This is a genomic window from Streptomyces sp. T39 (assembly GCF_008042045.1).
Taxonomy (GTDB): Bacteria; Actinomycetota; Actinomycetes; order Streptomycetales; family Streptomycetaceae; genus Streptomyces.
Map to the genome: position 1 here is coordinate 3,391,644 of NZ_RDBP01000012.1, position 24,982 is coordinate 3,416,625.

At 74.4% G+C, this 24,982-nt stretch carries 24 protein-coding genes; 18 read left to right on the forward strand and 6 right to left on the reverse strand.

Annotated features, from left to right (window positions below):
- Positions 1-58: 58 nt before the first annotated feature.
- The 9 genes from EAO77_RS16345 (at position 59) to EAO77_RS16385 (ending at position 8,081) form a co-directional block, all read left to right on the forward strand.
- On the forward strand, positions 59-334 hold the full coding sequence (locus EAO77_RS16345) for a hypothetical protein (protein ID WP_147989170.1): 276 nt from the start codon (positions 59-61) through the stop codon (positions 332-334).
- Positions 331-702: a helix-turn-helix domain-containing protein gene (locus EAO77_RS16350; RefSeq protein WP_147988688.1), complete on the forward strand. Its 372-nt coding sequence runs from the start codon at positions 331-333 to the stop codon at positions 700-702. Before EAO77_RS16345 ends, EAO77_RS16350 begins: the two co-directional genes overlap by 4 nt.
- Positions 703-854: 152 nt before the next feature.
- Positions 855-1,367 (forward strand): 2-oxo-4-hydroxy-4-carboxy-5-ureidoimidazoline decarboxylase, encoded by a 513-nt coding sequence (gene uraD, locus EAO77_RS16355; protein ID WP_147988689.1) that lies wholly within the window; start codon positions 855-857, stop codon positions 1,365-1,367.
- Positions 1,364-1,756 carry a hydroxyisourate hydrolase gene (gene uraH, locus EAO77_RS16360; RefSeq protein WP_147988690.1) on the forward strand — a complete coding sequence of 131 codons (393 nt, stop codon included), beginning with the start codon at positions 1,364-1,366 and terminating at the stop codon, positions 1,754-1,756. Before uraD ends, uraH begins: the two co-directional genes overlap by 4 nt.
- Before the next feature lie 3 nt (positions 1,757-1,759).
- The gene (gene pucL, locus EAO77_RS16365) at positions 1,760-2,683 is read left to right on the forward strand and encodes a factor-independent urate hydroxylase (protein WP_147988691.1); all 924 of its coding nucleotides are present in this window, start codon (positions 1,760-1,762) and stop codon (positions 2,681-2,683) included.
- Between the two features lie 73 nt (positions 2,684-2,756).
- The gene (locus EAO77_RS16370) at positions 2,757-4,148 is read left to right on the forward strand and encodes a nucleobase:cation symporter-2 family protein (RefSeq protein ID WP_147988692.1); all 1,392 of its coding nucleotides are present in this window, start codon (positions 2,757-2,759) and stop codon (positions 4,146-4,148) included.
- A 75-nt stretch (positions 4,149-4,223) separates the two neighbouring features.
- On the forward strand, positions 4,224-5,624 hold the full coding sequence (locus tag EAO77_RS16375) for an 8-oxoguanine deaminase (protein ID WP_147988693.1): 1,401 nt from the start codon (positions 4,224-4,226) through the stop codon (positions 5,622-5,624).
- Between the two features lie 359 nt (positions 5,625-5,983).
- The gene (locus EAO77_RS16380; protein ID WP_147989171.1) at positions 5,984-7,339 is read left to right on the forward strand and encodes a nucleobase:cation symporter-2 family protein; all 1,356 of its coding nucleotides are present in this window, start codon (positions 5,984-5,986) and stop codon (positions 7,337-7,339) included.
- Positions 7,340-7,466: 127 nt separating this feature from the next.
- A complete protein-coding gene (locus EAO77_RS16385) occupies positions 7,467-8,081 on the forward strand; it encodes an exonuclease (RefSeq protein ID WP_147988694.1) in 615 nt (204 codons plus the stop codon).
- Positions 8,082-8,100: 19 nt separating this feature from the next.
- Here EAO77_RS16385 and EAO77_RS16390 read toward each other — a convergent pair whose 3' ends face one another.
- Positions 8,101-9,666: a carboxylesterase/lipase family protein gene (locus tag EAO77_RS16390; RefSeq protein ID WP_147988695.1), complete on the reverse strand. Its 1,566-nt coding sequence runs from the start codon at positions 9,664-9,666 to the stop codon at positions 8,101-8,103.
- A 158-nt stretch (positions 9,667-9,824) separates the two neighbouring features.
- On the reverse strand, positions 9,825-10,451 hold the full coding sequence (locus EAO77_RS16395; protein WP_147988696.1) for a TIGR03086 family metal-binding protein: 627 nt from the start codon (positions 10,449-10,451) through the stop codon (positions 9,825-9,827).
- Between the two features lie 157 nt (positions 10,452-10,608).
- Between EAO77_RS16395 and EAO77_RS16400 the strand changes: the two genes are divergently transcribed.
- Complete coding sequence (locus EAO77_RS16400; protein ID WP_147988697.1) at positions 10,609-12,750, forward strand: hypothetical protein; 2,142 nt, start codon at positions 10,609-10,611, stop codon at positions 12,748-12,750.
- Between the two features lie 109 nt (positions 12,751-12,859).
- Positions 12,860-13,393, forward strand: coding sequence for a hypothetical protein (locus tag EAO77_RS16405; protein ID WP_147988698.1), 534 nt, complete (start codon positions 12,860-12,862; stop codon positions 13,391-13,393).
- A gap of 61 nt (positions 13,394-13,454) precedes the next feature.
- Here the strand turns inward: EAO77_RS16405 and EAO77_RS40045 are convergent, their stop codons facing one another.
- Positions 13,455-14,042, reverse strand: coding sequence for a hypothetical protein (locus tag EAO77_RS40045; RefSeq protein WP_261993930.1), 588 nt, complete (start codon positions 14,040-14,042; stop codon positions 13,455-13,457).
- 36 nt (positions 14,043-14,078) lie between these two features.
- Between EAO77_RS40045 and EAO77_RS16420 the strand changes: the two genes are divergently transcribed.
- The 3 genes from EAO77_RS16420 to EAO77_RS16430 all read left to right on the forward strand — a co-directional run bounded on the left by EAO77_RS16420 (position 14,079) and on the right by EAO77_RS16430 (position 16,540).
- Positions 14,079-14,768, forward strand: a complete 690-nt coding sequence (locus EAO77_RS16420) for a response regulator transcription factor (RefSeq protein WP_187283229.1) — start codon at positions 14,079-14,081, stop codon at positions 14,766-14,768.
- Positions 14,765-16,060 (forward strand): sensor histidine kinase, encoded by a 1,296-nt coding sequence (locus EAO77_RS16425; protein ID WP_147988702.1) that lies wholly within the window; start codon positions 14,765-14,767, stop codon positions 16,058-16,060. Before EAO77_RS16420 ends, EAO77_RS16425 begins: the two co-directional genes overlap by 4 nt.
- Before the next feature lie 81 nt (positions 16,061-16,141).
- Entirely contained in the window at positions 16,142-16,540 is a 399-nt protein-coding gene (locus EAO77_RS16430) for a DUF6221 family protein (RefSeq protein ID WP_147988703.1), read from the forward strand.
- 86 nt (positions 16,541-16,626) lie between these two features.
- Here EAO77_RS16430 and EAO77_RS16435 read toward each other — a convergent pair whose 3' ends face one another.
- Both EAO77_RS16435 and EAO77_RS16440 read right to left on the reverse strand, forming a co-directional pair.
- Positions 16,627-17,199, reverse strand: a complete 573-nt coding sequence (locus EAO77_RS16435; protein ID WP_147988704.1) for a GNAT family N-acetyltransferase — start codon at positions 17,197-17,199, stop codon at positions 16,627-16,629.
- 188 nt (positions 17,200-17,387) lie between these two features.
- The gene (locus EAO77_RS16440) at positions 17,388-18,266 is read right to left on the reverse strand and encodes a CAP domain-containing protein (protein WP_147988705.1); all 879 of its coding nucleotides are present in this window, start codon (positions 18,264-18,266) and stop codon (positions 17,388-17,390) included.
- Between the two features lie 383 nt (positions 18,267-18,649).
- On the opposite strand from EAO77_RS16440, the gene EAO77_RS16445 reads away from it, so the two are divergent.
- From EAO77_RS16445 to EAO77_RS16455, 3 genes are all read left to right on the forward strand, one after another.
- Positions 18,650-20,380 carry an Hsp70 family protein gene (locus EAO77_RS16445; RefSeq protein ID WP_187283230.1) on the forward strand — a complete coding sequence of 577 codons (1,731 nt, stop codon included), beginning with the start codon at positions 18,650-18,652 and terminating at the stop codon, positions 20,378-20,380.
- Positions 20,381-20,632: 252 nt separating this feature from the next.
- Positions 20,633-21,712 (forward strand): hypothetical protein, encoded by a 1,080-nt coding sequence (locus tag EAO77_RS16450; RefSeq protein WP_147988707.1) that lies wholly within the window; start codon positions 20,633-20,635, stop codon positions 21,710-21,712.
- Positions 21,713-22,159: 447 nt separating this feature from the next.
- Entirely contained in the window at positions 22,160-23,605 is a 1,446-nt protein-coding gene (locus EAO77_RS16455; protein WP_147988708.1) for an amidase, read from the forward strand.
- 192 nt (positions 23,606-23,797) lie between these two features.
- Here EAO77_RS16455 and EAO77_RS16460 read toward each other — a convergent pair whose 3' ends face one another.
- Positions 23,798-24,178, reverse strand: coding sequence for a winged helix-turn-helix transcriptional regulator (locus EAO77_RS16460; protein WP_147988709.1), 381 nt, complete (start codon positions 24,176-24,178; stop codon positions 23,798-23,800).
- 75 nt (positions 24,179-24,253) lie between these two features.
- On the opposite strand from EAO77_RS16460, the gene EAO77_RS16465 reads away from it, so the two are divergent.
- On the forward strand, positions 24,254-24,946 hold the full coding sequence (locus EAO77_RS16465) for an NADPH-dependent F420 reductase (protein WP_147988710.1): 693 nt from the start codon (positions 24,254-24,256) through the stop codon (positions 24,944-24,946).
- Positions 24,947-24,982 lie beyond the last annotated feature (36 nt).

Genomic DNA, 24,982 nt, shown 5'->3' on the forward strand with positions numbered 1-24,982 from the left:
CGCGAATCCCCGCACCCCCCGGAGCCGCCGCCCGCCCGAGGGCTACCTTGGGGGCATGGTGCGACTGAGAGTGGAGTTCACGACCGAACCCTTCGACCTCGACGAGCCGCCGGCGCACGCCCTCGCCGCGCGGGACGTCGTCCAGGGGGCGGGTCTGGACAAGGTGGACGTCGGTCCGTTCGGGAACACGGCCGAGGGCGGGACCGACGAGGTCCTCGACGCCGTCGGCACCCTGCTGCGCGAGGCGCTGCACCACGGGGCGACCCGGGTGTCCCTCCAGGTCAACGTGGTCGACGCGGCAGGCACGGCCGACGCGGCGGAGGGCGAGGGATGAGCCTCGACCACGCCCTCGCACAGGCGGTGAAGCCGCTCGTCGACGCCATGGGCGGGACGCTGATCGAGCCGGGCGAGGCCGGTGCGGACGACGTCGTCCTCCACTGGGAGGGCGAGGAGGTCCTCGCCGTGCGGCTGCCGCAGCTGGCGGACTCCCTCGACCACATCCTCGCCGCGCTGGAGCGGCAGCACGGCCGCCCGCTCGCCGAGCTCGACCGCAGGACCAAGCAGTCGGTGGTCCGGACGCTGGAGGCGCGGGGCGCGTTCTCGGTGCGCCACGGGGTGGAGACGGTGGCCGGTGCCCTGGGAGTCAGCCGCTTCACCGTGTACAACTACCTGAACAGGGAGAACGCGGCGAAGGGCGACTGACCCGCCGCCGATCACGCGCCGTCGTCCGGTCTTCCGGGCGGCGGCTTTTGTGTACGCGACTTTTCAACAAAGTGTTGACGTCGTGTTCCGGAGGGCGTTAGCTATCCGCAGCCCGTCCGACGCACCGAGATGATCAAGCCACGGAGGCTCCCGTGACTGCACTTGAGAACCCGGGCCTCGCCCGGTTCAACGCCTCCGAGGACAGCGCGGCCGACACCGCGCTGCGCGAGGTCTGCGCCAGCGGCGCCTGGGCGAGCAGGATCCTCGCCCAGCGGCCGTACGCCGACATCCAGGCCCTCTTCGCCGCCAGCGACGCCGCCACGGCGGAACTGACCGCGGAGGACCTGGCCGAGGCGATGGCCGGTCACCCGCCCATCGGCCGGCCCAAGCCGGGCGACCCGACCTCGTCGCGCGAACAGAGCGGCATGGCCGGGGCGTCCGAGGACCTCAAGGCCGAGATGCTCGAACTGAACCTGGCCTACCAGGACAGGTTCGGCCATGTCTTCCTGATCTGCGCCACCGGCCGCACCGGTGAGCAGATGCGGGACGCCCTGCGGGCACGGATCGGCAACTCGCCCGAGCAGGAGCGGGAGATCGTCCGCACCGAGCTGGGCAGGATCAACCGCATCCGTCTGACCCGTCTCGTAGAGCAGGAAGAAGCATGAGTACCGAAACCACCGCATCGGTGTCCACGCACATCCTGGACACCAGCGCCGGACGCCCCGCGGAAGGCGTCGCGATCTCGCTCTCGGCCCGTGGGGGGCCGGCGGCGGAATGGCGGCCCCTCGGCGGCTCGGCCACCGACGCGGACGGCCGGTGCAAGGACCTTCCGGCCCTGCCGGAGGGAACGACCCACGTACGTCTCGACTTCGAGACCGAGGCGTACTTCATGAAGAAGCAAGACGCCGAGGCACAGCAGGACGCCCCCGCGAATCGGGACAGCGGCGTGTTCTTCCCGGAGGTGGCGATCACGTTCGCCGTCGTGCCGGGCGAGCACTACCACGTACCGCTGCTGCTCAACCCGTTCGGCTACTCCGTATACCGAGGGAGCTAGCAGATGCCCACGATTCTGGGACAGAACCAGTACGGCAAGGCAGAGAACCGCGTCGTCAAGATCACGCGGGACGGGGACACCCACCACATCAAGGACCTGAACGTCTCCGTCGCCCTCTCCGGCGACATGGACGACGTCCACTACTCCGGTTCGAACGCCAACGTCCTGCCGACCGACACCACCAAGAACACGGTGTACGCGTTCGCCAAGGAGTACGGCATCGAGTCCGCCGAGCAGTTCGGCATCCACCTCGCCCGCCACTTCGTGACGAGCCAGGAGCCGATCCACCGGGCGCGCATCCGCATCGAGGAGTACGCCTGGGAGCGCATCGAGACCTCCGACGGCAACTCCCGGTTCATCGGCGCCGACGAGGTCAAGCACTCCTTCGTCCGCCAGGGCCAGGAGGTCCGCACCAGCGAGATCACCTACGACGGCGAGTCGTGGCAGGTCGTCTCCGGTCTCAAGGACCTGGTGGTGATGAACTCGACCAACTCCGAGTTCTGGGGCTACGTCAAGGACAAGTACACGACCCTCAAGGAGGCGTACGACCGCATCCTCGCCACTCAGGTGGCCGCCCAGTGGCGGTACAACTGGACCTCCGACGAGGATCGCATGCCCAACTGGGAGAAGTCGTACGCCCAGGCCCGCAAGCACATGCTGCAGGCCTTCGCCGAGACCTACTCGCTGTCGCTCCAGCAGACGCTGTACCAGATGGGCTCGCGGATCATCAACAGCCGCAGCGAGATCGACGAGATCCGCTTCTCGCTCCCCAACAAGCACCACTTCCTGGTGGACCTCGAACCGTTCGGGCTCAAGAACGACAACGAGGTCTACTTCGCGGCGGACCGCCCCTACGGTCTGATCGAGGCCACCGTGCTCCGGGACGGCGTCGAACCGCGGATCCCGGTCGACATGACCAACCTCTGACGGACGCCAGGCCGCCGGCCGCCACGCCCGCCCGCAGCCGGGCGGGGCGGCCCCGCGGGCCGGAGGGAAGACCATGGCACAGCCTGCAACGCGGCCGGCTCACCCGGCACCGGACACGCACCTCACGTCCGACGTCCACCCGGTGGACGAGAAGCTCCCCCTCGCGCGGCTCGTTCCCGCCGCTCTCCAGCACATCGCCGCCATGTACGCGGGCGTCGTCACCCCTCCGCTGATCATCGGCCAGGCCGTCGGGCTCGACGCCGGCGGCATGACCCGGCTGATCGCCGCGAGCCTGCTGATCGCCGGCCTCGCCACGATCCTCCAGACCGTCGGCGTCGCGAACTTCGCCGGCAACCGGCTCCCGTTCGTCAACGCCGCCTCCTCCGCGGGCATCGCCCCGATGCTCGCCATCGCCGAGACCAGCGCCCCCGGCACGCAACTCCCCGCCATCTACGGCGCGGTGATGGTCGCCGGTGTGTTCTGCCTCCTCGTCGGTCCGTTCTTCGGACGCCTGCTGCGCTTCTTCCCGCCGCTCGTCACCGGTGTCGTCATCACCCTCATCGGCGTCACCCTGATGCCCGTACCCGTCTCCTGGGCACAGGGCGGCGACGCGACCGCCGCCGACTTCGGCGCCATGAAGTACCTGGCACTGGCCGGCTTCACCCTCGTCGTCATCCTGCTCTTCCAGCGCTTCGGGCGCGGCTTCGTCCAACAGATCGCCCTGCTGCTGGGGCTGTTCACCGGCACCCTCGCCGCGATCCCCTTCGGCATGGCCGACTTCTCCGCCCTGCGGGAGGCGCCCGTCGCCGCGCTGCCCGCCCCCTTCGCCTTCGGCGCACCCGAGTTCCAGCCCGCCGCCATCCTCTCCCTGTGCATCGTCATGCTGGTGCTGATGACGGAGTCCAGCGCCGGGATGCTCGCGCTGGGCGAGATCTGCGACCGCCGCAGCGACGGCCGCACCATCACCCGCGGACTGCGCACCGACGGGATCGCCACCCTCGTCGGACCCGTCTTCGGCGGCTTCCCCACCTCCGCCTTCGCCCAGAACGTCGGCGTCGTCTCCCTCACCCGGGTCCGCAGCCGCTACGTCGTCGCCGTCGCCGGTGCCACCCTGCTCGTCCTCGGCGCCTTCCCCGTCCTCGGGGCGGTCGTCTCCCTCGTGCCGATGCCGGTCCTCGGCGGCGCGGGCATCGTCCTGTTCGGCTCCATCGCCGTCAGCGGCATCCGCACCCTCTCCGAGGCCGGCCTCGACGACAGCTCCAACATCATCCTGGTCGCTGTGGCCCTCGGCGCGGGCATCATCCCCCTCGCCGCGCCCACCTTCTACGCAGGCTTCCCCGCCTGGGCGCAGACCGTCCTCGGCTCCGGGATCAGTGCGGGAGCACTCGTCGCCGTCTCGCTCAACCTGTTCTTCCACCATCTCGGCACCCGCAGCCGCCCGGCTGTGGCACTCAAATCCTCCTAGGGTCCTGCCGTGCCCTCCCCCCGGTCCGGCCGGCCCGGGGGACCGCCGCCACAACCGACAGAAGAAGGAAGCACCATGGCACCTTCGGCAGCCCCCGACGGCGCGACCGAGCGCATCGTCATCGAGAACTGCGCGATCGCCACGGTCGACGCCCACGACACCGAGTACGCCTCGGGCCATGTCGTCGTCGCCGGCAACCGGATCGAGTCCGTCGGCGCGGGCGACGCCCCCGCCGGGCTCGCGAACGTCGTCCGGCGCATCGACGGGACGGGACACCTCGTCACCCCGGGCCTGGTCAACACGCACCACCACTTCTACCAGTGGATCACCCGCGGCCTCGCGACCGACCACAACCTCTTCAACTGGCTGGTGGCCCTCTACCCGACCTGGGCGCGCATCGACGAACCCATGGTGCGGGCCGCCGCGCAGGGCTCCCTCGCCATGATGGCCCGCGGCGGCGTCACCACCGCCATGGACCACCACTACGTCTACCCGAAGGGCTCGGGCGACCTGTCCGGCGCGATCATCGGCGCCGCCCGCGAGACGGGCGTCCGCTTCACCCTCGCCCGCGGCTCCATGGACCGCAGCGAGAAGGACGGCGGCCTGCCGCCCGACTTCGCCGTCGAGACCCTCGACGGAGCGCTGGCCGCCACCGAGGAGACCGTCAAGCGCCACCACGACGCCTCGTTCGACGCGATGACCCAGGTGGCCGTCGCCCCCTGCTCCCCCTTCTCCGTCTCCACCGACCTGCTGCGCCGGGGCGCCGAGCTCGCCCGCGGCCTCGGCGTGCGCCTGCACACCCACGGTTCGGAGACCGTGGAGGAGGAGCAGTTCTGCAAGGAACTCTTCGGGATGGGGCCGACCGACTACTTCGAGTCGACCGGCTGGCTCGGCGAGGACGTGTGGATGGCCCACTGCGTCCACATGAACGACTCCGACATCGAGGCGTTCGCCCGCACCCGCACCGGCGTCGCCCACTGCCCCTCCTCCAACGCACGCCTCGCCGCCGGCATCGCCCGCGTCCCCGACATGCTGAAGGCCGGCGTGCCGGTCGGCCTCGGAGTCGACGGCACCGCCTCCAACGAGTCGGGCGAACTCCACACCGAACTGCGCAACGCCCTGCTGATCAACCGGCTCGGCGCACACCGCGAAGCGGCCCTGAACGCCCGCCAGGCGCTGCGCCTGGGCACCCACGGCGGCGCCCAGGTCCTCGGCCGCGGCGACCAGATCGGCTCCCTGGAACCCGGAAAGCTCGCCGACCTGGTGCTGTGGAAGCTCGACACCCTCGCCCACTCCTCCATCGCCGACCCGGTGGTCGCGCTCGTCTTCGGCGCCGCCGCACCGGTCACCCTCTCCCTCGTCGACGGCAGGCCCGTCGTCGAGGCGAACCACCTCACGACGGTGGACGAGGACGCCATCGCCCGCTCCACGCGGGACGAGGCACGACGCCTGGCGCGCATCGCCGCGCAGGGCTGACCCCCGGACTCCGGCCGGGGGGGACGGCCCCCGGCCGGCGGCCGTGGACCCGAGCGGGGCCCACGGCAGCTGCCACCGGGGGGTGCGCGGCCCATGCCGCGCGCCTCCCGGTGACGGTGACTCGTGTCAACGGCACGGGCCGCCGAACGGCTCGTGCCGACGGCACGAGCCGCCATCCCGCACCACCGGATCGGGCGACCGGTACGTGCACCCCTTCACCACCCGCACCACCTCCTTGACACCACATGTCGCCGACGACGTGTAACCCGACCGGAGGCACCGCCGTGGCCGCGCTCACCCCGACCGCCGATGCAGCAGACCGGAAGCATCCGGTCGACGAAACCCTGCCCCCCTTCAAGATGTTCACCAGCGGCCTGCAGCACGTGGCCGCCATGTACGCGGGCGTGGTGGCCCCGCCGCTGATCGTGGGGGCGGCCGTCGGCCTCTCCGCGAAAGAGCTCACCTTCCTGACCGGCGCCAGCCTCTTCACCGCGGGCCTGGCGACCTTCCTCCAGACGCTGGGCATATGGAAGATAGGCGCCCGGCTGCCCTTCGTGAACGGTGTGACCTTCGCCGGTGTCGCCCCGATGCTGGCCATCGTCGACACCACCGGCGACAAGGACGACGCGCTGCCGATCATCTTCGGCGCGATCATCGTCGCCGGCGTCCTCGGCTTCCTCGCCGCACCCTTCTTCAGCAAGCTGGTGCGCTTCTTCCCGCCGGTCGTCACCGGCACCGTCATCACCCTGATCGGCATCTCCCTGCTGCCCGTCGCCTTCGGCTGGGCCCAGGGCCCCAACCCCGGCGCGGACGACTACGGTTCGGCCTCCTACCTCGGCCTGGCCGGCCTCACCCTGCTCGTCGTCCTCGCCCTGCGGCGGTTCACCCGCGGGTTCGTCAAGCAGATCGCGGTCCTGATCGGCCTGGTGATCGGCACCCTGATCGCCATCCCCTTCGGGGTCACCGACTTCGGCCCGGTCGCCGACGCCGACGTCATCGGCTTCCCCACGCCGTTCCACTTCGGCGCCCCGCAGTTCGCGGTGGCGGCCATCGTCTCCATGTGCGTCGTCATGATCGTGTCGATGACGGAGTCCACGGCGGACATGCTCGCCCTCGGCGAGATCGTCGAACGGCCCGCGGACGAGAAGACCATCGCCGCCGGACTGCGCGCCGACACCCTCGGGTCCGCCCTCAGCCCGCTCTTCAACGGCTTCATGTGCAGCGCCTTCGCCCAGAACGTCGGCCTGGTGGCCATGACGAGGATCCGCAGCCGCTTCGTCGTCGCCTGCGGCGGCGGCTTCCTGGTCCTGATGGGGCTGTGCCCCATGGCGGCCGCCCTGATAGCCGTCGTCCCCCGCCCCGTGCTCGGCGGCGCGGGAGTCGTCCTCTTCGGCTCCGTCGCGGCGAGCGGCATCCAGACGCTGGTCAAGGCCGGTCTGGAGAAGGACAACAACGTGCTGATCCTGGCCGTCTCGCTGGCCGTCGGCATCATCCCGATCAGCGCGCCGGAGTTCTACCACGCGTTCCCGGAGACCGCGAAGATCATCCTGGACTCGGGCATCTCCACCGGGTGCGTCGCGGCGGTGGTCCTCAACCTCCTCTTCAACCACCTGGGCAAGCGGGGCGACGCGGACGAGGTCACCGCGCCGATGGAGCCGGGAGAGGAGATCTCCGCCAAGCGCACGTCCGAACCGTCGGCGGAGCCCGCGCACTGACCGCCCGCGCACGTCCGCCCCGCACGCCCCCGCGTGCGGGGCGGACGTGCGGGGCGCGCCCGCCCCGGGTGCGGGGCCCACGAAAATGCACGGCGGGTCGTGCCGCCCCGCTGTCATGCTGCCGCGTATGGCACGACACACGCCGCCGAAGCCCAGCCTCTACATCTCCGTCGACGTCGAGGCGGACGGCCCCATCCCCGGCCCCTATGCGATGCTCAGCCTCGGTGCCGCCGTCGCGGGCCGCCAGGACGCCGACGGCTACACACCCGCCGACCCCGGCGCGACCACCTTCTACCGCGAGCTGCGTCCCATCGGCACGGACGTCGACCCCGAGGCGCTCGCGGTGAGCGGTCTCGACCGCGAGCGGTTGCTGCGGGAGGGGGCCGAACCGGCGTACGCCATGGCGGAGTTCACCGCCTGGGTGCGCCGCGCCGCGCAGGAGGCCGGCGCGCAGCCGGTGATGTGCGGGTACCCGGCCTCGTACGACTGGACGTTCCTGTACTGGTACCTGATCCGCTTCACCGGTGCCAGCCCCTTCGGGCACTCCGGATGCATGGACATGAAGACGCTCTACGCCACCAAGGCGGGTCTGCCGCTGCGCGCCGTGTCCAAGCGGACCATGCCGCGGGAACTGCTCCCCGCCCGGCCCCACACGCACCACGCCCTCGACGACGCCGTCGAACAGGCGGAACTCTTCAGCAACCTGATGGCCTGGGACCCGCCGCGGCCCGCCGCGCCCTGACCGGGCGGCCCGCCGGCGCTCACGGCTCCAGGAGCGGGAAGCCGTACGTGCGCCAGGCCCGCCGGAACGCGGCGATCCGCTCGGTGTCCCCTGCGCCGCCGTCCGATCCCGAGGTCGTCCACACATGGACCGGTCCCTCCCCGGACGCGCCGAGCGGCTCCCAGCCGGGGTCGCCGGTCGCCGCGAAGGACGCCCAGGAGGCCACCATGCGCCGGGACAGCTGGTGGTCGGCGGCGTCCGGGGCTCCGCCGATCAGGAAGCGCACGCTCTCGTCGGCCAGGGTGCCGAAGGCGAACGGGACGTCGGCGCAGTGCCAGGGGAGGACGGCGCCGCCCTCGGCGTCCGTGCGGCGGCGGGCGAACCGGGACAGGTGTGCCCGGCCGCCGGACGCGGCGTACGCCCCGGCCAGCCGGCGGCCGTACTCGCCGAACACCAGGTCGCCGAAGAGCGCGAGGTGGACGTCGGGCACCGGCGCCCCGGGCATCAGCTCCCGGTACTCCTTCACCAGCCCCGCCGCGAGACCGAAGTCCGCAGCGAAGCGGGCCAGTTGCTCCTCTGTGCAGACCTTGGCGCTGCTGCCGACGGCGTCCAGCAGCCAGTACTCCTGATCGGTGTGGCAGACCAGCAGGCCGGGCCGCGGGTGGGCGGCCCGCGCCGTGCCGCCGGCCGTCGTGGCGAGCGGGTCGGCGGCGAGGAGACGCCCGTCGGCGACCGGCGCGTAGAGGACGGGGTCGTAGTGACGCGGGCCCGCGTCCGGATCGCGGCGGTACGCGTCCACGACCTCGTCCGAGGCCGCCACCAGCGCCTGCGGCGAGGCGGACAGCAGCCCCTCGGCCGTCGCCGGCACACCCGCCGCCGCCGCGACCCGCCGGGTGGTCTCCGCGGCGAGGGCCACGGAGGAGCAGGAGTTGACGGGACTGTGCGCGATCGCCCGCCGGAACAGCCCCCGCGCGGCGTCGACCACGAGCAGGCAGGCGACCGACGACGCGCCGGCCGACTGCCCGGCCACCGTGACGTTGCCTGGGTCGCCGCCGAACGACGCGATGGTGTCCCGCACCCAGCCCAGCGCGGCGATCTGGTCGAGCAGCCCGCGGTTGTCGGGGTGCCGCTCGTCCCCGGCGCCCGCCGGGGGCACGTGCCCGAAGCCCTCGAACCCGACGCGGTAGTTGACGGTGACCACGACCAGCCCCGCCCGGCACAGCGTCGTGCCGTCGAAGTCGGGCTGGGCGGACGACCCGAAGGTGTAGGCGCCCCCGTGGATCCACACCAGCACGGGCAGCCCCCCGTCGGCGCGGGCCGGGTCCCGCCGGGCGGGCGTCCAGACGTTGAGGGTCAGCACGTCCTCGTCGCCCGGCGACCAGTGCGGCGCCCCCGGCAGCCGGGCGGACTGCGGCGCCACCGGTCCGAAGCGGGTGCAGTCCCGAACGCCCGCCCAGGGGCGCGGCGGGCGCGGCGCCCGGAACCGGTCCGGCCCGAAGGGCGGCGCCGCGTAGGGGATGCCCCGGACGGCCACGGTGTCCGGCGCCGTGAGGGCGCCCCGCACCGGTCCGGTCGTCGTACGGAACGTCGTGGGGAAGGCGGTCACCGGGCGGTCTCTCCTCGGGTCGGCGGCGCCCGCGTCCCGGGCGTCTCGACCCGAGCCTGCGCCACCCGGTGCCGGTCGCGCCAACACCGGTGGCGCCCGATTCACCCGGCGCCGTTGTCAATCGCGCGCAGGGCGAGCGGCACCCGGCCCGGCGCATGTCAGGACGTGTGTGCCGCGCGCCAGTCGGGGCGGCGGCCGCTCAGGCCCACCACGCGGTCGAGCGGCGACGCGTCGTCGGGCACGGGGACCACCGGCCCGAAGATGGCGTCCCGGAGGGAGTCGTCGCCCGTCGGCGTCAGCATCTCCCGCGACACCGCCAGACTCGCCTCGTCCACGTCGTACGGCTGTCCCGTCGCGACGGCCAGGTCCCAGCCGTGCACGACCAGTTCGTTCAGCGCGACGCGGCCCGCGACGGCGCCGGGCAGGCTCACCCCGCCCGCCTGGGTCATGCCCTCCCAGGCGTCCGGCCGCCGCCAGACGGCGACCAGTTCGCCGAGACGCTCGGGCAGCGCCGTACGCCAGTCCCCGGCGAGCCCGGGCCCGGCGGCGTCCGGCGGCGTCGCGGTCGTGGGACCGGTCTCCTTGCGGCCGGCGTCCCGGAACGCCGTCGCCAGACCGAGGAGGTGGGCCAGCATCTCGCGCACGGCGTAGTCGGGGCAGGGGGTCGGATCGTCCAGGCGGTCGTCGCGCACCCCGGGCAGCAGCGCGGCGACACCCGCCGCGGCCGCGGCGAGATCGGGGAGCGCGGTCCCGGGGGAAGGGGCGGAGGAAGGGGAATCAGTCATACGGTGATGACCCGCCCGGACGCCGGAACTCATCGGTGCCCGCCCGGCCACCGGTTTCCCGCAGATCAGGGCGCTTCTCCCGGATTCCCTCGCTCGATCGGGCTACCCACCGTCCGGCGGGCCCCGCGCGGCGGGCCCGGTTTCATACGCTCCCCGCGTGACACCTACTCCTGCGCTGAACACCGGACTCGACGACTTCCTCGACTGGGCCGCCCGGGAGCCGGGCGGCGCGCCGCCCGCACGCCCCGCGGACGCGGTGCTGACGCTGCTCGCGCTCCACGGCGCCGACCGCAGGGCGGGAGTGCCCGAACCGACGCCCCGGCTGGTCACCCGGATCCTCCGCGAGGACCTGCCCGGCCTGCTGTGGGCGGCACCGGAGGAGGCCGCCGCCGTGCCGGGCGTCCTGCGGTCGCTCGCCGACTGCGTGCGCCAGTCCGGACGCCTGAACGCCAAGCGCCACGCGCGGCTCCTCACGGCCGTCGAGGAGGCCGCGCCGGAGTTCCACCGGGCCCTCGGCGACCCCGCGCGGCTCACCTGGCACCGCTGGTACGCCTCGCGGCTGCGCGCCGACGGCACGGACGCCGGTGACCCCGCCGCCGTGCGGACATGGCTGGACGCCCACGCCCGGACCCCGCGGGCGGACCGGGTGCCGCTGCCCGGGGGCCTGCACCGTGCCGACGTGGCCGACCGGACCTTCGCCGTCCGGGCGCTCCTCGCCGAACTGCTGCTCGCCGCGTTCGCCCGCGACGCGCGGGAGCCGGGGCCCGCCGGACCGCTGCTGCCGGCGCCGCCGCTCGCCGCCGACCGGCCCGAGGACGCGCTCGGCGACGCCCTGGAGGCGATCGCCGACGCGCTGAGCGACCGCTGGACCGCCACGGGGCTGAGCGCGGCCCTCGCCGGCGCCCACGCCGACCTCGCGCCCGGCCCCGCCGCGCTCCCGCACGCGGGACTGGCGGACCGGATGCTCGACGAACACCTCGACTACTACGGCGACTCCTCCGTCCCGCTGCCGCCTCCGCAGGACGTCCCCGAGCCCGGCGGGATCCGGGACCTGCTGCACGCGGCCCCGCTGCCCGCGGCGCTCGCGGCAGGGGCCCTCGACGACGACGAGGAGCTGCGCGAGATGTCCGAACGCTGCGGACTGCCCGGCCCCGCCACCGCGGTGTGGACCGACGGCACACCGCAGGAACTGACCGAACTCGCCGCCGACGTCCTCGCAGCCCAGGCCGAGCGCCTGCCCCCGGTCACCGGACCCGGCGAGGCGTACTCGTTCGACGCCGCGCACCTCCTCTACTCGCTCTACGAACGCGGCGGCACCCCCGACTCGATCGCCCGCAAGACCGCCGACGCCGGGGCCGACGGCCTGCCGCCCGAACTGGAGGACGCCCCCGCGCCGCTGGCGCACGACGCTCCCGCCGCCTACGAGCTCCCGTCGTCCGACGAGCTGGCCCGGCTCCTCGGAGTGCCCGCCGTGACGGACGCCGAGCGCACCGCACTCGACGTCCCGGCACAGGGCCTGGCGGCCCTCGTCGACCAGCTCGCGGCCACCGGCTGCGTCTTCCGGTCGGGCGACGCCTACGGGCTGACCCCGCTCGGCGCCGCGGCCATGCGCCATGTGCTGGCCGTCGGCCGGGTGGCCGCACCCGACCGGGCCGCCGTCGCGGCCTGGGACCCGGCCACGACCGTCACCGCCACCCGGCACTGGCCCGCCCGGATCGCCGCCGCCGGGCTCGCCGCCTGGGCCGCGCACCGGGGCGGCACGGACGAGGTCTGGGGGGAACTGCTCGACGCCGTCTCCACGGCCAAGGCCGCCGACGTCTCCCTGGCCCGCACCTCCGAGTACTTCGCCCGCCTCGACATCGCCGGGGTCCCCGGCGCCGCGCTGCGCGCCGCGCTCACCGACCCGGTGACCGGCGCCGCCGCCCGCAGGACGCTGCTCGCCCGGGGCGAGCAGGCCCCCGAGGACCCGGTCCCCCTCACCGCCCGCGCCACCGTGCTCGCCGAGGAACTGGACCAGTGCTGGATCGACGACATGCTCGCCCATGCGCAGCACCGGTCCGACGCGGGCGAGAGAGGCATCCCGGCGCCCGCGGACATCCCGCCGGCCACTCTGCTCCCCGTCTTCGACGCGGCCGCCTCCGAGTGGCCGGGCGGCCCCGCGGCCCTCGCCGCCGCCCTCGCCCGAGCCGACCCCACCACCGCGCCCCGCATCCTGACCGCCCTCACCGCCCACCACCCGGACCGCCGCGTGAGGGACGCGGCGGCCCATGCGCAGAAGGCGACCCGCCCCCGCCGCTGACCCGCCGGGTCCCGCCCCGTCCCGGAGCCCACGGTGACGGGGCGTGCCCGCACGGCCGACCCGTCCCCGAACGGCGAACTCCGCACCCGGCACCGCTACCGTGGCGCGCATGTCCGCGTTCATACAGCAACTCCCGGCCCTCATGGGCGTCGTGATCGGCGCGCTCGGCTCGTACCTCGCCATCGTGCGCAGCGACCGCGCCCGCTTCCGCCGCGAGCGCGCCGCGCGGTGGGAGGAGCGCCGGCTCACGGTGTACGCCGACTACGCGCGCTCGCTGAAGAAGAGCGTCACCCTCAACTACCGGGTCGCCGCCCACCTCGGCAACGACCCGCATCCCCACCCCCTCTCGCCCGAGGAGGCGGCCCCGCTGCTCGCCGCCGCGGGCGACGCCAGGGACCCGTCGGGCGAGGCGCTGCTGATGCTCGGCTCCCGCGAGGTCGTGGACGGCGCCCGCGCCTGGGTGGAAGTGGTGCTGGAGATGGAGGGCTTCCTGCGCGAGGGACGCCGGGACCCGGAGGCGTGGCAGACCCTCCTCGGGCGCCAGCGCGCGGCCCGCCAGGAGTACTACGCGGCCGTCCGCGACGACATGGCCCTCGCGCCCGGCCACACCGGCCAGTGGCGCGTCCTGCCCCCGCCCGGCTGACGGTACGGGCCGGTGCGCCGGCGACGGCCGCCCGCCGCCCGCGCGGGCGCGGCCCGGCGGGTCAGAACGACGTCTCGCGCACGCTGGCCCGGTCCGACGGCTCGGTCGACGCGGTGATCTCCGAGCGGTGGCGGTCGGCGGCGAAGGTGACCGTCAGCGTCTGCGGTGCGCTCTGCCGCGTACTGGCGGTGAAGCCCTGGCTGGGGACGGCCGAGATCAGGCACACCCCGCCGCTGCCGAAGCGCACCGTCGCCTTGCCGCCCTGGGAGGAGATGGTGTGCACCCCGGAGCCGCCCTCGGCGCAGCCCGCTTCCGTCCCCTCGGGACCGGCCCCCTGCGTCACGGGCGGCGGCGCGGGCGTGGTCGTGCGGGCCGCGGGGGAGGGGCTCGCCGTCCGGGGCTCCGCCGTGGTCCGGGTGGGCGCCGGGCCGGGCCGGTGCGAGGGCGAGGGGCTCGGCTCGGGCGACGGCGAGGGGGAGGGGGACACCGAGGCCGCGGGGGACGCGGCGAAGCCGTCGGGCGCGGACCGGGCGACCGGGGCGGTCGGTCTGGTCGAACCCACCACGAAGTGGACGGTCAGCATGACGGCCGTGACACTGGCCGCCGTGCACGACAGCCAGATGAGCAGGTAGCGCGGGAGGCGGGACACGACACCATAGTGACCGACCGGCTAACGTGCCTGCTCATGGCCTCCGTACTTGTCGTCGAGGACGACCCCGTCATCCGCGCCGCCCTGATCGGGGTGCTGACCGGGCAGGGGTACGCGGTCAGGACCGTCCACCAGGGCTTCGAGGCGCTGCGCGAGGTCACCCAGGACCCGCCGGACATCGTCGTCCTCGACCTCGGCCTGCCCGACCTGGACGGTCTCGACGTGCTCCGGATGATCCGGGGCATATCCCGCGTCCCCGTGCTGGTCGCCACCGCCCGGGACGAGGACACCGAGATCATCCGGCTGCTGAACGCGGGCGCCGACGACTACATGGTCAAGCCCTTCTCCGGCGGCCAGCTCGCCGCCCGGATCGCCGCGGTGCTGCGCCGCTCCGTGCCCGCAGGGGCGGACCGCGACCGCCGGCAGGTCGTCCGGGTCGGCGAGCTCAGGATCGATCCGCTGGCCCGCACCGCCCACCTGGGCGAACGCGAACTCTCCCTCACCCGCCGGGAGTTCGACCTCCTCGCGTACCTCGCCGCCCACGCGGACCAGGTCATGTCCCGCAAGCGGATCCTCGCCGACGTGTGGCAGCAGCCCTATGTGGAGGACCAGACCGTCGACGTCCATCTCTCCGCGCTGCGCCGCAAACTGGGCGAGAAACCCTCCGACCCGCGCTATCTCCACACCGTGCGCGGTATCGGCATCAAACTGGTCACCACGCCATGAGGCGGGCACTCGCGGGCATCGCCCTGGCCGTGACGTCGATGGTGGCGCTCTCCTTCCTGATCCCGCTCGCCCTCCTCGTGCGCGAGCAGGCCCGCGACCGCGTCACCACGGCCGCCGAACAGCGCGCGGGGGCCCTGTCGCCCGTGCTGGCCCTGACCACGGACCGCGCCGACGTCCAGCAGGCCGTCACCGAGATCGGCGCGCGCGACCGCCTCGCCGTGCGCCTGCCCGACGGCTCCTTCGTCGGCACCTCCCACGCGCCGGCGAAGGCCCTGGACCGCGCGGTCCGCCGGCGCGAGACCCTCTCCGCGAACACCCCGGAGGGCTGGGTCCACCTCCAGCCGGTCGTGCTCCCGAAGGACCGGGTCGCCGTCGTCGAGGCGTACGTGCCGGGTGCGGACCTCACCCGGGGCGTCTGGGAGTCCTGGGGCGTCATGTCGCTGCTCGCGCTGGGCCTGGTCGCCGGATCGGTCCTCGTCGCCGACCGGCTCGGCGCCCGGGTGGTGCGCTCCTCGCGCGGACTCAAGAGCGCCTCCCTGGCGCTCGGCTCGGGCGACCTCGACGTGCGGGTGGAGCCGGACGGGCCGCCGGAGCTCCAGGAGGCGGGCCTCGCGTTCAACACGATGGCGGACCGGGTGGCCGAACTGCTGGCCGTCGAGCGGGAGATGGTCGCCGACCTCTCGCACCGGCTGCGCACCCCGCTCACCGCGCTCTACCTGGAGGCGGACCTGATGAGCGGCACGCCCGGCGCCCGGCGCATCAGCGCCGCCGTCGCCCAGCTGGAGAGCGAACTGGACTCGATCATCGCCGCCGCCCGCACCCCGCTCGCGGCGCATCCGCCGGGCGGCGCGGCGGCGGCACGGACCGCCGAGCTGACCGAGGTGGTCGCCCTGCGGCTGGACTTCTGGACGGTGCTCGCGGCCCAGCAGGACCGGGTCTGCGAGCGGTCGTTCACCCCGCGCCCCACGCCGGTGCGCTTCGTCGACGACGACCTGGCCGCCGTCGTCGACGCCCTCATCGGCAACGTTTTCCGGCACACACCGCAGGGCACCGCGTTCACCGTACGGGTGGAGCGCACCGGCGGGCACGCCGTGCTGACCGTCGACGACGCGGGGCCGGGCGTCGACGACCCCGAGGCGGCGCTCACCCGGGGCGTCAGCGCCGGGGGCACCGGCCTCGGCCTGGACATCGTCGCCCGCGCCGCCCGCACGTGCGACGGCGACCTGCGGATCACCCGCTCCCCGCTCGGCGGGGCCCGCGTCCAGGTCTCCTTCGCCCTCGCCGACGCCTGACCCGGGTGGATCACAGGGGGTCCGGTCCTCCAGAATGTCCCGCAGTCCGACGAGCACGTCAGGGAAGGGGTGCGAACTCGCATGGCCGCCAACGCAGACATGGTGTCCTTCATCGAGGCGCGGCTCGCCGAGGAGGAACAGATCGCACGCGAGGCCGGCGGGCAGAGCTGGAGATGTCCGGCGGACCGGCCCGGCGAGGTCTGCGACCGGACCTCCGGAGTGGCGTTCACGGTGCGGGGCGCCGGCTTCGACCGGCACATCGCCCTGCACGATCCCGCCCGCGTGCTGGCCCGGATCGAGACGAGCCGCGTCCTGCTGGACGAGTACCGGGAGATCGCCCACCGGGACACCGACCGGCCCGCCGACGACTTCGAATCAGGCCGTGCCGTCGGCCTCGGCTTCGCCGTCCGCCAGCTGGCCGCCGACTACGCGGGCCACCCCGGCTACCAGGCGAGGTGGCTGCCCCGCTTCATCCGCTGACGCCCCCCGTGGCCCGCCGGGCGCGGCGCCGCGCCCGGCGCACGCTGCCCGCGCGCTCGTCCCGCCGCGGGGCGTCCCGCGCTCCTTCAGCGGAGATCGAGCCGCATCAGGACCCGCGGGTGGCCGGCCAGCACCGAGGTGGTGTCGGCGGCATGGGTGAAGCCCGCGCGCTCGAAGTTCGCGCGGAGCCCGGCGTAGGCCATCGTCAGGTCCACCCGGGCGTCACCGTTGTCGAGGGGATACGCCTCGACCACCGGGGCGCCCTGGGCACGGGCGAACTCGACCGCGCCGGCGATGAGGTGGTGCGAGATGCCGGACTTCCGGTGTCCCGGCCGCACCCGGACGCACCACAGGGACCAGACCGGCAGGTCGTCGACGTGGGGGATCTTCCGGTTGCGCGCGAACGAGGTCGTGGAGCGGGGCGCCACCGCCGCCCAGCCGACCGGCACGTCGCCGTCGTAGGCGAGGACCCCGGGCGGGGGGTCCGCACGGCACAGGTCCGCGACGTACTCGCCGCGCGCGGGCCCGCGGAGCTCGTTGTTGAGACGGGACGGGATCCGGTAGCTCAGGCACCAGCAGACGTTGGCCGTGGGCGACTTGGGGCCGAGCACCGCACGGACGTCCTCGAAGACCGATGCCGGGCGTACCTCGATGGTCATGACACCACGATGTCACGGCCGCAGTGACGGTGCCCGCCCGCACCGGCGTACCGCGCCCGTGCGCCGACCGGTCTCCGGTGTGTACCGCGCCCGTGCGCCGACCGGTCTCCGTGCGTCGTGCGGGGCCGGGGGTCGTGAGGTGTCCGGCCGGTCGGGGCCGGACACCTCCCCCCTCGGGGCCGGGGAGGTCAGCGCCCGGCGCCGAAGTTCTGGGTCCACCACGGGCCGCCGTCGCCCATGTGCACGCCGACGCCCAGCTCGTCGAAGGAGCAGTTGAGGATGTTGGCGCGGTGGCCGGGGCTGTTCATCCAGGCGTCCATGACCGCCTCGGCGTCCGCCTGCCCCCGGGCTATGTTCTCGCCCAGCGTGGACCACGCGTACCCGGCGGCCTCGACGCGGCTCGTCATCGTCGAACCGTCGGGCCCGGTGTGGGACATCACGCCCGAGGCGGCCATCACGTCGCTGTAGTCGTCGGCCGCCTGCGTGAGCCGGGGGTTCGACGTCACCGGGCCGCAGCCCGCCGCCGCGCGCTCCTTGTTCACCAGCGCCAGCACCTGCGCCTCGGCGCCGTTCGACGCCGGGTCCGAACCGCCCCCGGAGCCCGCACCGGAGCCGGACGTCGCCCCGTCGCCCTGGGACCCGCCGCCGGAGCCGGCGGAGGCCGGAGCGCGGGTGGGGCTCGCCGAGGCCCTCTTCTTGGCCGCGGCCTTCGCCTCGGCCGCCCGTGCCGCCTCCGCGCGCGCCGCCTCCGAGGCGGAGCGGTCCGGCTGCGGGGAGAGCGTCGCGCTGGGAAGCGGCGACCGGGACGGGCTCGCGCTCGCCGTCGGCGTGGCCGTCGGCTGCGGCAGGGCGCCGCCCTGCGGACCGGCCGCGGTCGTGACGTCGGGGGCGTCCGCGGCGACGCTTCCGGCCGCCCCGTCCCCCTCGCCGTCCGTCACCACGGTGGCGCCGACGCCCGCCGCGACCGTGAACGCGCCCAGCGTCAGCACGGCGTTACGGGCTCGTCCGCCCTTGGGGCGGGCGTGCGAGCGGGAACGGGACCGTCTGCCGGCCCGGTGGGAACTCATACGTACGGCACCTCGGTGGTCGTCGGTCACGCACAATCCCGGCAGGCGCCTCGGCGCCCGCCGGGATCCGTGGGGGGTTGCCCCGAGCGTAAGCCCGGCCGCCGCCCCGGCGGGTGCTCACGGGGTCTTCTTCAAGAAGCCATAAGAAAGCCGCCAAAGTCCCGTGAGGCGGTCCGGCCCCGCCCCCGCGGAACGTCGGGCCGCTCCCGCGTACGGGAATTGGTCTGCCGCACTTGTCCAAGGCGCTGGTCCCGGCGCCCGGCAGGCGCTTGGATGACAGATGGTGACGGAGCGCGTCACCGAGTGTGTGACGGAGTGTGTCACGGGTTGCGTGACGAAGTGCCCGACGGGCGAGGACGGGGGCGTGCGGCATGGTGTCACGGGTGGCGGCCGCGATCGACTTCGGTACCCACGGATCGGGCTTCGCCTGGTGCGCGGTGAACGACGGCGAGGATCCGGCGGACCGGCGGATCGACTTCTTCGACCAGTGGAAGGACCAGCCGGTCAGCTACCCCAAGAACCTGTCCGCGCTGCTCCTCGACGACGACGGCCGGGTCCTCGAATGGGGATACGCGGCCCGCCGCGCCCGCGCGAACCGGGCCGAGGGCCGGTTCGCGACCGGGTTCAAGACCTGGCTGAAGCCGGACGCCGGGGAGGGCGGCACACCGGGGGAGGCGAAGGAGCTCGTCGCCGCCTATCTGCGCGAGCTGCGCAACCGGGCGCTGCTGTCCATCACCGGCGGAGGCTTCCACCCCGACGACGTCCGGTGGTGCCTGACGGTCCCCGCGATCTGGGACGACGCCGAGCGCAACCTGATGCGCCAGGCCGCCGAGGAGGCCGGATTCCCCACCGGGCGGGAGCGGCTGATCCTGGTGACCGAGCCGGAGGCCGCCGCCGTGTACTGCGCGGTCGACCGCGGCGCCGGCATCGGCGGCGCGGACACCGCGCCCACCCTGGTCGTCGACTGCGGCGGCGGCACGGTCGACATCGCCGGGTACCGCGACCGCGGCGACGGCACCCTGGAGGAACTGTGCACGCCGGTCGGCGGCAAGCAGGGGTCCGACTACATCAACCGGCGTTTCGAGCGGGAGATGGCGCAGCGGATCGGCCCCGCGGCGTACCGCGCGCTCCAGGAGCGCGAACACGAACTGCTGTCGCTGCTGGACGGGTTCGAGAGCGCCAAGGCCGCCTTCCGCGTCGACTCCGACGAACCCACCCGCATCCCGCTGTCGTTCGCCGCCGGCAACACGATCGTGCGGCACGGCGGTCTGGAGCGGCTGGCGTCCAGCCAGAACGGCGTCGACGACGAGATCGTGCTCACCGCGGACGTGATGCGCACGCTCTTCGAGGGCACCGTCGACCCACTGGTCCGCCAGGTCGTGACCCGCACCCGTGAACTGCTGGCCGCCTGCGGCCCCGACGAGGTCCTGCGGGTCGTGGTGGTGGGCGGATTCGCGCAGTCGCTGTACGTCAGGTCGCGGCTGACCGAGGACGTCACCCAGGAGTTCGGCGCGCGGGTGCGGATCGTCATCCCGCCGAGCCCCGCCCGCGCCGTCCTCGCGGGGGCCGTGCACTACGCGTGCCGGCCGGAGATCGTGCATTCGCGCCGGGCCCGCTCCTCCTACGGCGCCGCCATCGCGCTGCCCCGGAAGCTGTTCGAGCGCGGCGAGGTGGCCGGTCTGCCCAAGCAGAAGGACGCCGAGGGCCGGGGTTTCCGCCTGGGCCATCTGAAGGTGTTCGTACGGGCCGGCGACGTGGTGAGGGTGGGGGAGGAGTGGCGGATGAACCTGCTGCCCGTCGACGCCTCGGACACCCGTCTGCGGGTGGCCGTCCACTCCTCGCCGGACCCCCGGATGAAGACCGTGAACAGCCCCGGTGCGCGGCGGATCGGCGAGGTCGTCGTCGACATCTCCGAGTCGCTGGGGCAGCCGAGCGAGGAACGCGCGGTCGAGGTCGCCTTTCGCTTCGGCGGGACCGAGATCGAGGTGAGCGGGCGCAACCCGCGCACCGGCGAGCTCAACCGCACGGTGCTGAACTTCCGTTCCGACCCCGAGCCCGAGCCGACCGCGGACGCCCTGCCCGGACCGGAGGGCGGCCGCGTCCCCGGCGGGTGAGCGCCGTCGCGCACCCGCACCCCCGCCACCCGCGACCGACCGAAGGGGAAGAGATGTCCCGGCGTACCAGCGCGCCCAGATGCGGGCCAGCTCCATCCGGTCACCGTCGGGCAGCCGGCGCAGCCAGTCCATGGCGTCCGGGCCCGGGCCGGTCGGCCCCGGCCCCCGTGCCTTCGGCCCCGGGGCCCCGAAGCCCGGGCCGGGACCTGGGTATCGGCATCGATGTCAGTGGCGGCCCCTACGCTCGCCGTCATGAGCGGATGGCAGACGGATGCCGGTGTCCTCCTCGCCCAGGCCGAGCGCCGGCGGGCGTGCGCGGAGCGCGGCGACCTGGGCGGGGTGGCCCGGGCCGTGATGGACGCCGCCTGCCGCAACGGATCCCTGACCGGCCCGGGCCCGGACGCCATGGACTGGCTGCGCCGGCTGCCCGACGGTGACCGGATGGAGCTGGCCCGCATCTGGGCGCGCTGGTACGCCGACCCGGAGCCCGAACGGGAAGGCGACATCGCCCTGCGGGACGTCTCCTACTTCCGCGCCGAACTGCTCGTCGTGGCCTCCGGCGTCGCCAGAGGGCTCGACCCGGACCTCCTCGCCGATGCCCGCCGGGCGCGACTGGCCTGGATCGCGGGGGAATACGCCCTCCAAGGGCACCGTGAGTGGGAGCTCGCCGACGCGGAGATCGCGGCGGGGCGGATCCCCGGCCCCGCGGTGCTCGCGGCCTTCCGGCGCACCGCCCTCGACCAGCCCGGCGAGCCCGCCCTGCGCGAGATGCTCGCCCGCTTCCCCGGCCCGGTGCTCAACCCGGGCGAGCCATGGGCCGATCAGGCGCTCGAGGACGCCGCGCGTGCCGGCCGGCCCCTGGAGCGGCTGCTCGCCCATCGCGCCGCCGCCTCCGCCGCGGGCCCGTCCGCGGCCTGGCTGCGCACCGCACAGGATCTCCTCGTGGCCGCGGGCCCCGAGCAGGTCCGCCGGTACGTCCCGCGATGGTTCGAACTGGTGGGCCGGGAGCGGAGCATGCCGCTGGCGGGCGGGTACGGCCGCCACGAATGCGACCCGTACAACGCCCAGGCGCTGCGCGCCCAGGCCTGGTTCCTGTCACTGCTCCCGCCCTCCGACGAGACCTGCGACACCCTCGCCGGGCTGGTCCGGACGGTCCGTCTGGGCCTGCCCGCCCTCACCCGCCGCCCGGCCGGTGTCGCCGAGGCCGCCGTCACCGCCCTGTCCCGCATCGGAGGCGACGACGCCCGCCGCGAACTGGACGACCTGCGCCGCCGGATCACCGACAGACATCTCCGCCGCCGCATCGACCACGCCCTGGCCACCACCGCCTGAGCGCCGCGCCCGCTCCCGCCGAGGATGGGTGCGCGGGCCCGGGACGCCGCCCGCCGCCCTCCGCGAGCCGGTTGCCGGAGGCCCTTGCGCTCCCGGCAGGGCTCCGTCCGCCGCGCACCCCGGCTCGCGGTCCGCACACCACCGGCGAGCCGGCCCACGCCCGGAAGCTCTCGCCGCCGGAGGTCTCCCGCCGCAGCGGCCGTGCCGCCGGGCGGGCCGGTTCGGCGCCCGGCGCGCGGCCGCCCTGTCCGGTACACGCTCGACCTGCCCCGTCTCGCCGCACTCGGGACCGGCCTGCCGGCGGCCGCCCTGCGCCGAGCACGTGCCGCGCCGTCCTGCCGCCCCCGGCGACGCGCGGGGGACGGGGCGCCGGGAAACCCTCGCGTGTTACTCGCCGGTAAGCAATGATGGCGGGGAAGCATCCATGCGGCCCGGGCGGAGTCAGCGGTGACGACTTTCGAGGAACAGACCACGGTGCACGTCTTCCGGGACGATGCGCTCGGCGAGCACGACGCCGTCGGACTCGCCGGGGCCATCCGGCGGCGCGAGATCTCCGCCGCCGAGGCGGCCCGGGACGCGGCGGCGCGGGTCAGGGAGGCGGACGCGCTGCTCCACGCCGTCCAGACGCACATCGAGGCCCCGGCCCCCACGTCCGCCCCCGGTGGCGCCTTCGCCGGGGTGCCGACCCTCGTCAAGGACAACACCGACTACGCCGGACTCCCCACCGGGCACGGCAGCGCCGCCTTCACCCCGCGCACCGCGCGCCGCCACGCCCCGTTCACCCGGCAGTTCCTGAGCACCGGCGTGACGGTGCTGGGCAAGACCCGGCTGCCCGAGTTCGGCTTCAGCCCGACCACGGAGTACGACGGCGCCGAGCCCGTGCGCAACCCGTGGCACACGGGCCACTCGGCGGGCGGTTCGTCGGGCGGCAGCGCGGCCCTCGTCGCCGCCGGAGCCGTGCCGCTCGCGCACGCCAACGACGGCGGCGGCTCGATCCGCATCCCCGCCGCCTGCTGCGGACTCGTCGGTCTGAAGCCCACCCGGGGGCGGGTCGTGCCGAACGCCCAGGGCCGCCAGCTGCCGCTCGACATCGTCTCCGACGGGATCGTCAGCCGCACCGTGCGCGACAGCGCCGCCTTCCTCGCGGCCGCCGAGGCCCACTGGCGCAACCCCGGGCTGCCGCCCGTGGGACCCCCGGCCGAAGGGCCCTCGGGGCGCCCGCTGCGGATCGGGCTCCTGCTGGACTCGCCGAACGGCGTCGCCACCGACGGTCCGACCCGTGCGGCCGTCACCGGGACCGCGGACGCGCTGGAGCGGCTCGGGCACACCGTGCAGCCGGTCGAATTGGCGATCGACCCCCGTTTCACCGAGGACTTCCTCACCTACTGGGGCCTGCTGTCGTTCCTGCTGGGGGTCACGGGCCGCACGCTCGGTTCCGACTTCGACCGGCACCGGATGGACGGCCTCAGCCGCGGACTGCGCCGGACGTACACCACGAAGTGGCGGACCACCCCGGGGGTGGTGCGCCGGCTGAGGCGCACCCGCGAGGCGTACGCGGCCGCCTTCCGCGGCGTCGACCTCGTCCTGTCCCCGGTGCTCGCCCACACCACGCCCCCGCTCGGCCACCTCAGCCCGACCGTCCCGTACGAGACCCTGATCGAACGGATCCTCGCCTACGTCGCCTTCACCCCGGTGAACAACGTCGTCGGCACGCCGTCCCTCTCGCTGCCCGCCGCCTCCGCGACTCCGGACGGCCTCCCCATCGGTGTGATGTTCTCCGCCCGCCCCGGCCACGAACGCACCCTCCTCGACGTCGGCTTCACCCTCGAGGCGGACCGCCCCTTCCGCCGCCTCCAGGACGTCCGGCCCGCCGGCCCGCTTCCGGCGGAGTGACTCGGCGCCCGGTGAGCGCGCCGGGCCGGCCGAGCAGGGCGCCCAGGCCCGAGGACGCCTCGGGGAGCGAGTCGGCGGCGGTGTGCGGTCGGCCGGCCGCGGGCGTGCCGGCGGATGTCGGACATCGTGTTCGCCGCGGGGTGCGGCCTCCGCGACGAGGCCGTGCAGGGCGGATGCCGTCCGGGGCGGCCCTCAGCGTGCGGCGGGAGCGGGCCGCGGGGTGGGAGCGCAGGCCGCTTCCTGGGCGGACATCACCTCGTCGCCGTGCTCGAAGGCCCATGCGCCGATGGCGTCGATGGGGGCGAGCAAGGTCTGCCCGAGGGCGGTGAGCCGGTACTCGACCCGCGTTGGTGCGTCGGGGTGTGCCTGCCGGGCGACGAGTCCGTTGAACTGCAGCCGGCGCAGCGTCTCGTTGAGGACCTTGGAACTGATGCCGCCGATCTGCTCCCGCAGGTCGACCGGGCGCAGGGGGCCGTCGCGCAGTGCCCAGAGCACCACGGCGTTCCAGGTGTTGGAGAGCAGGTCGAAGCCGAGGCGGGCGCGGCAGTCGGCGAGGAAGGCGTTGGTCGTCACGTACCACATGGTGCCCCAACCGCTCTCTAGCGTCGGTGTGAACGGCATGTCAGGCATGGAGAGAGGGACCCCGTGATGAGAATCGGCGTACTGGGAACGGGCAACATGGCCGACGCGCTCGCCACCCACTGGGTGCGGGCCGGGCACGACGTGACCATCGGGGGGCGGGACCCCCGCAAGGCGGAGCGGCTCGCGGCGCGTATCGGAGGCGGCGCGAGGGCTGCCGGCCTGCGCGAGGCGGCCGGGTCCGGTCAGGAGGCGGTGCTGGCCGCGCTGCCCTTCGGGGTGGGAGCGGACGTGGCGCGGGAACTGCGCGTGCCCCTGGAGGGCACGGTGCTGATCGACTGCTCCAACCCGGTCGGCCCTGGCTTCCGGCTGCTGACGGAAGGAGGCCCCTCGGCCGCGCGGCAACTGGCCGCGGCGGCACCGGGAGCGCACGTCGTCAAGGCGTTCAACCTCTGCCACGAGGACGTGTGGCGCATGCGGCCGCCCGTCTTCGGCGGACGACCCCTCGCCGTACCCGTCTGCGGGGACGACGAGACGGCCCTGGCGCGTGTGCACGAGCTGGTGCGGGACGTGGGTTGTGAACCCGTGGCAGGCGGCGGTCTCGAGCGGGCGGGACTTCTGGAGGCGACCGCCGCGCTGTTCATCGCGCTGTGGGTCGGTGAAGGAGCGGACGCGCAGGCCATCGCCCCTCCGCTGGCGTACGCGGCCGGACCGGGGGGCCAGGAGACCGCGTCGTCCGTCAGCTCTTCCGGCAGCAGGTGACGGGGGGCCGGGGAAGACACAGGGGCGCAGGAGGCG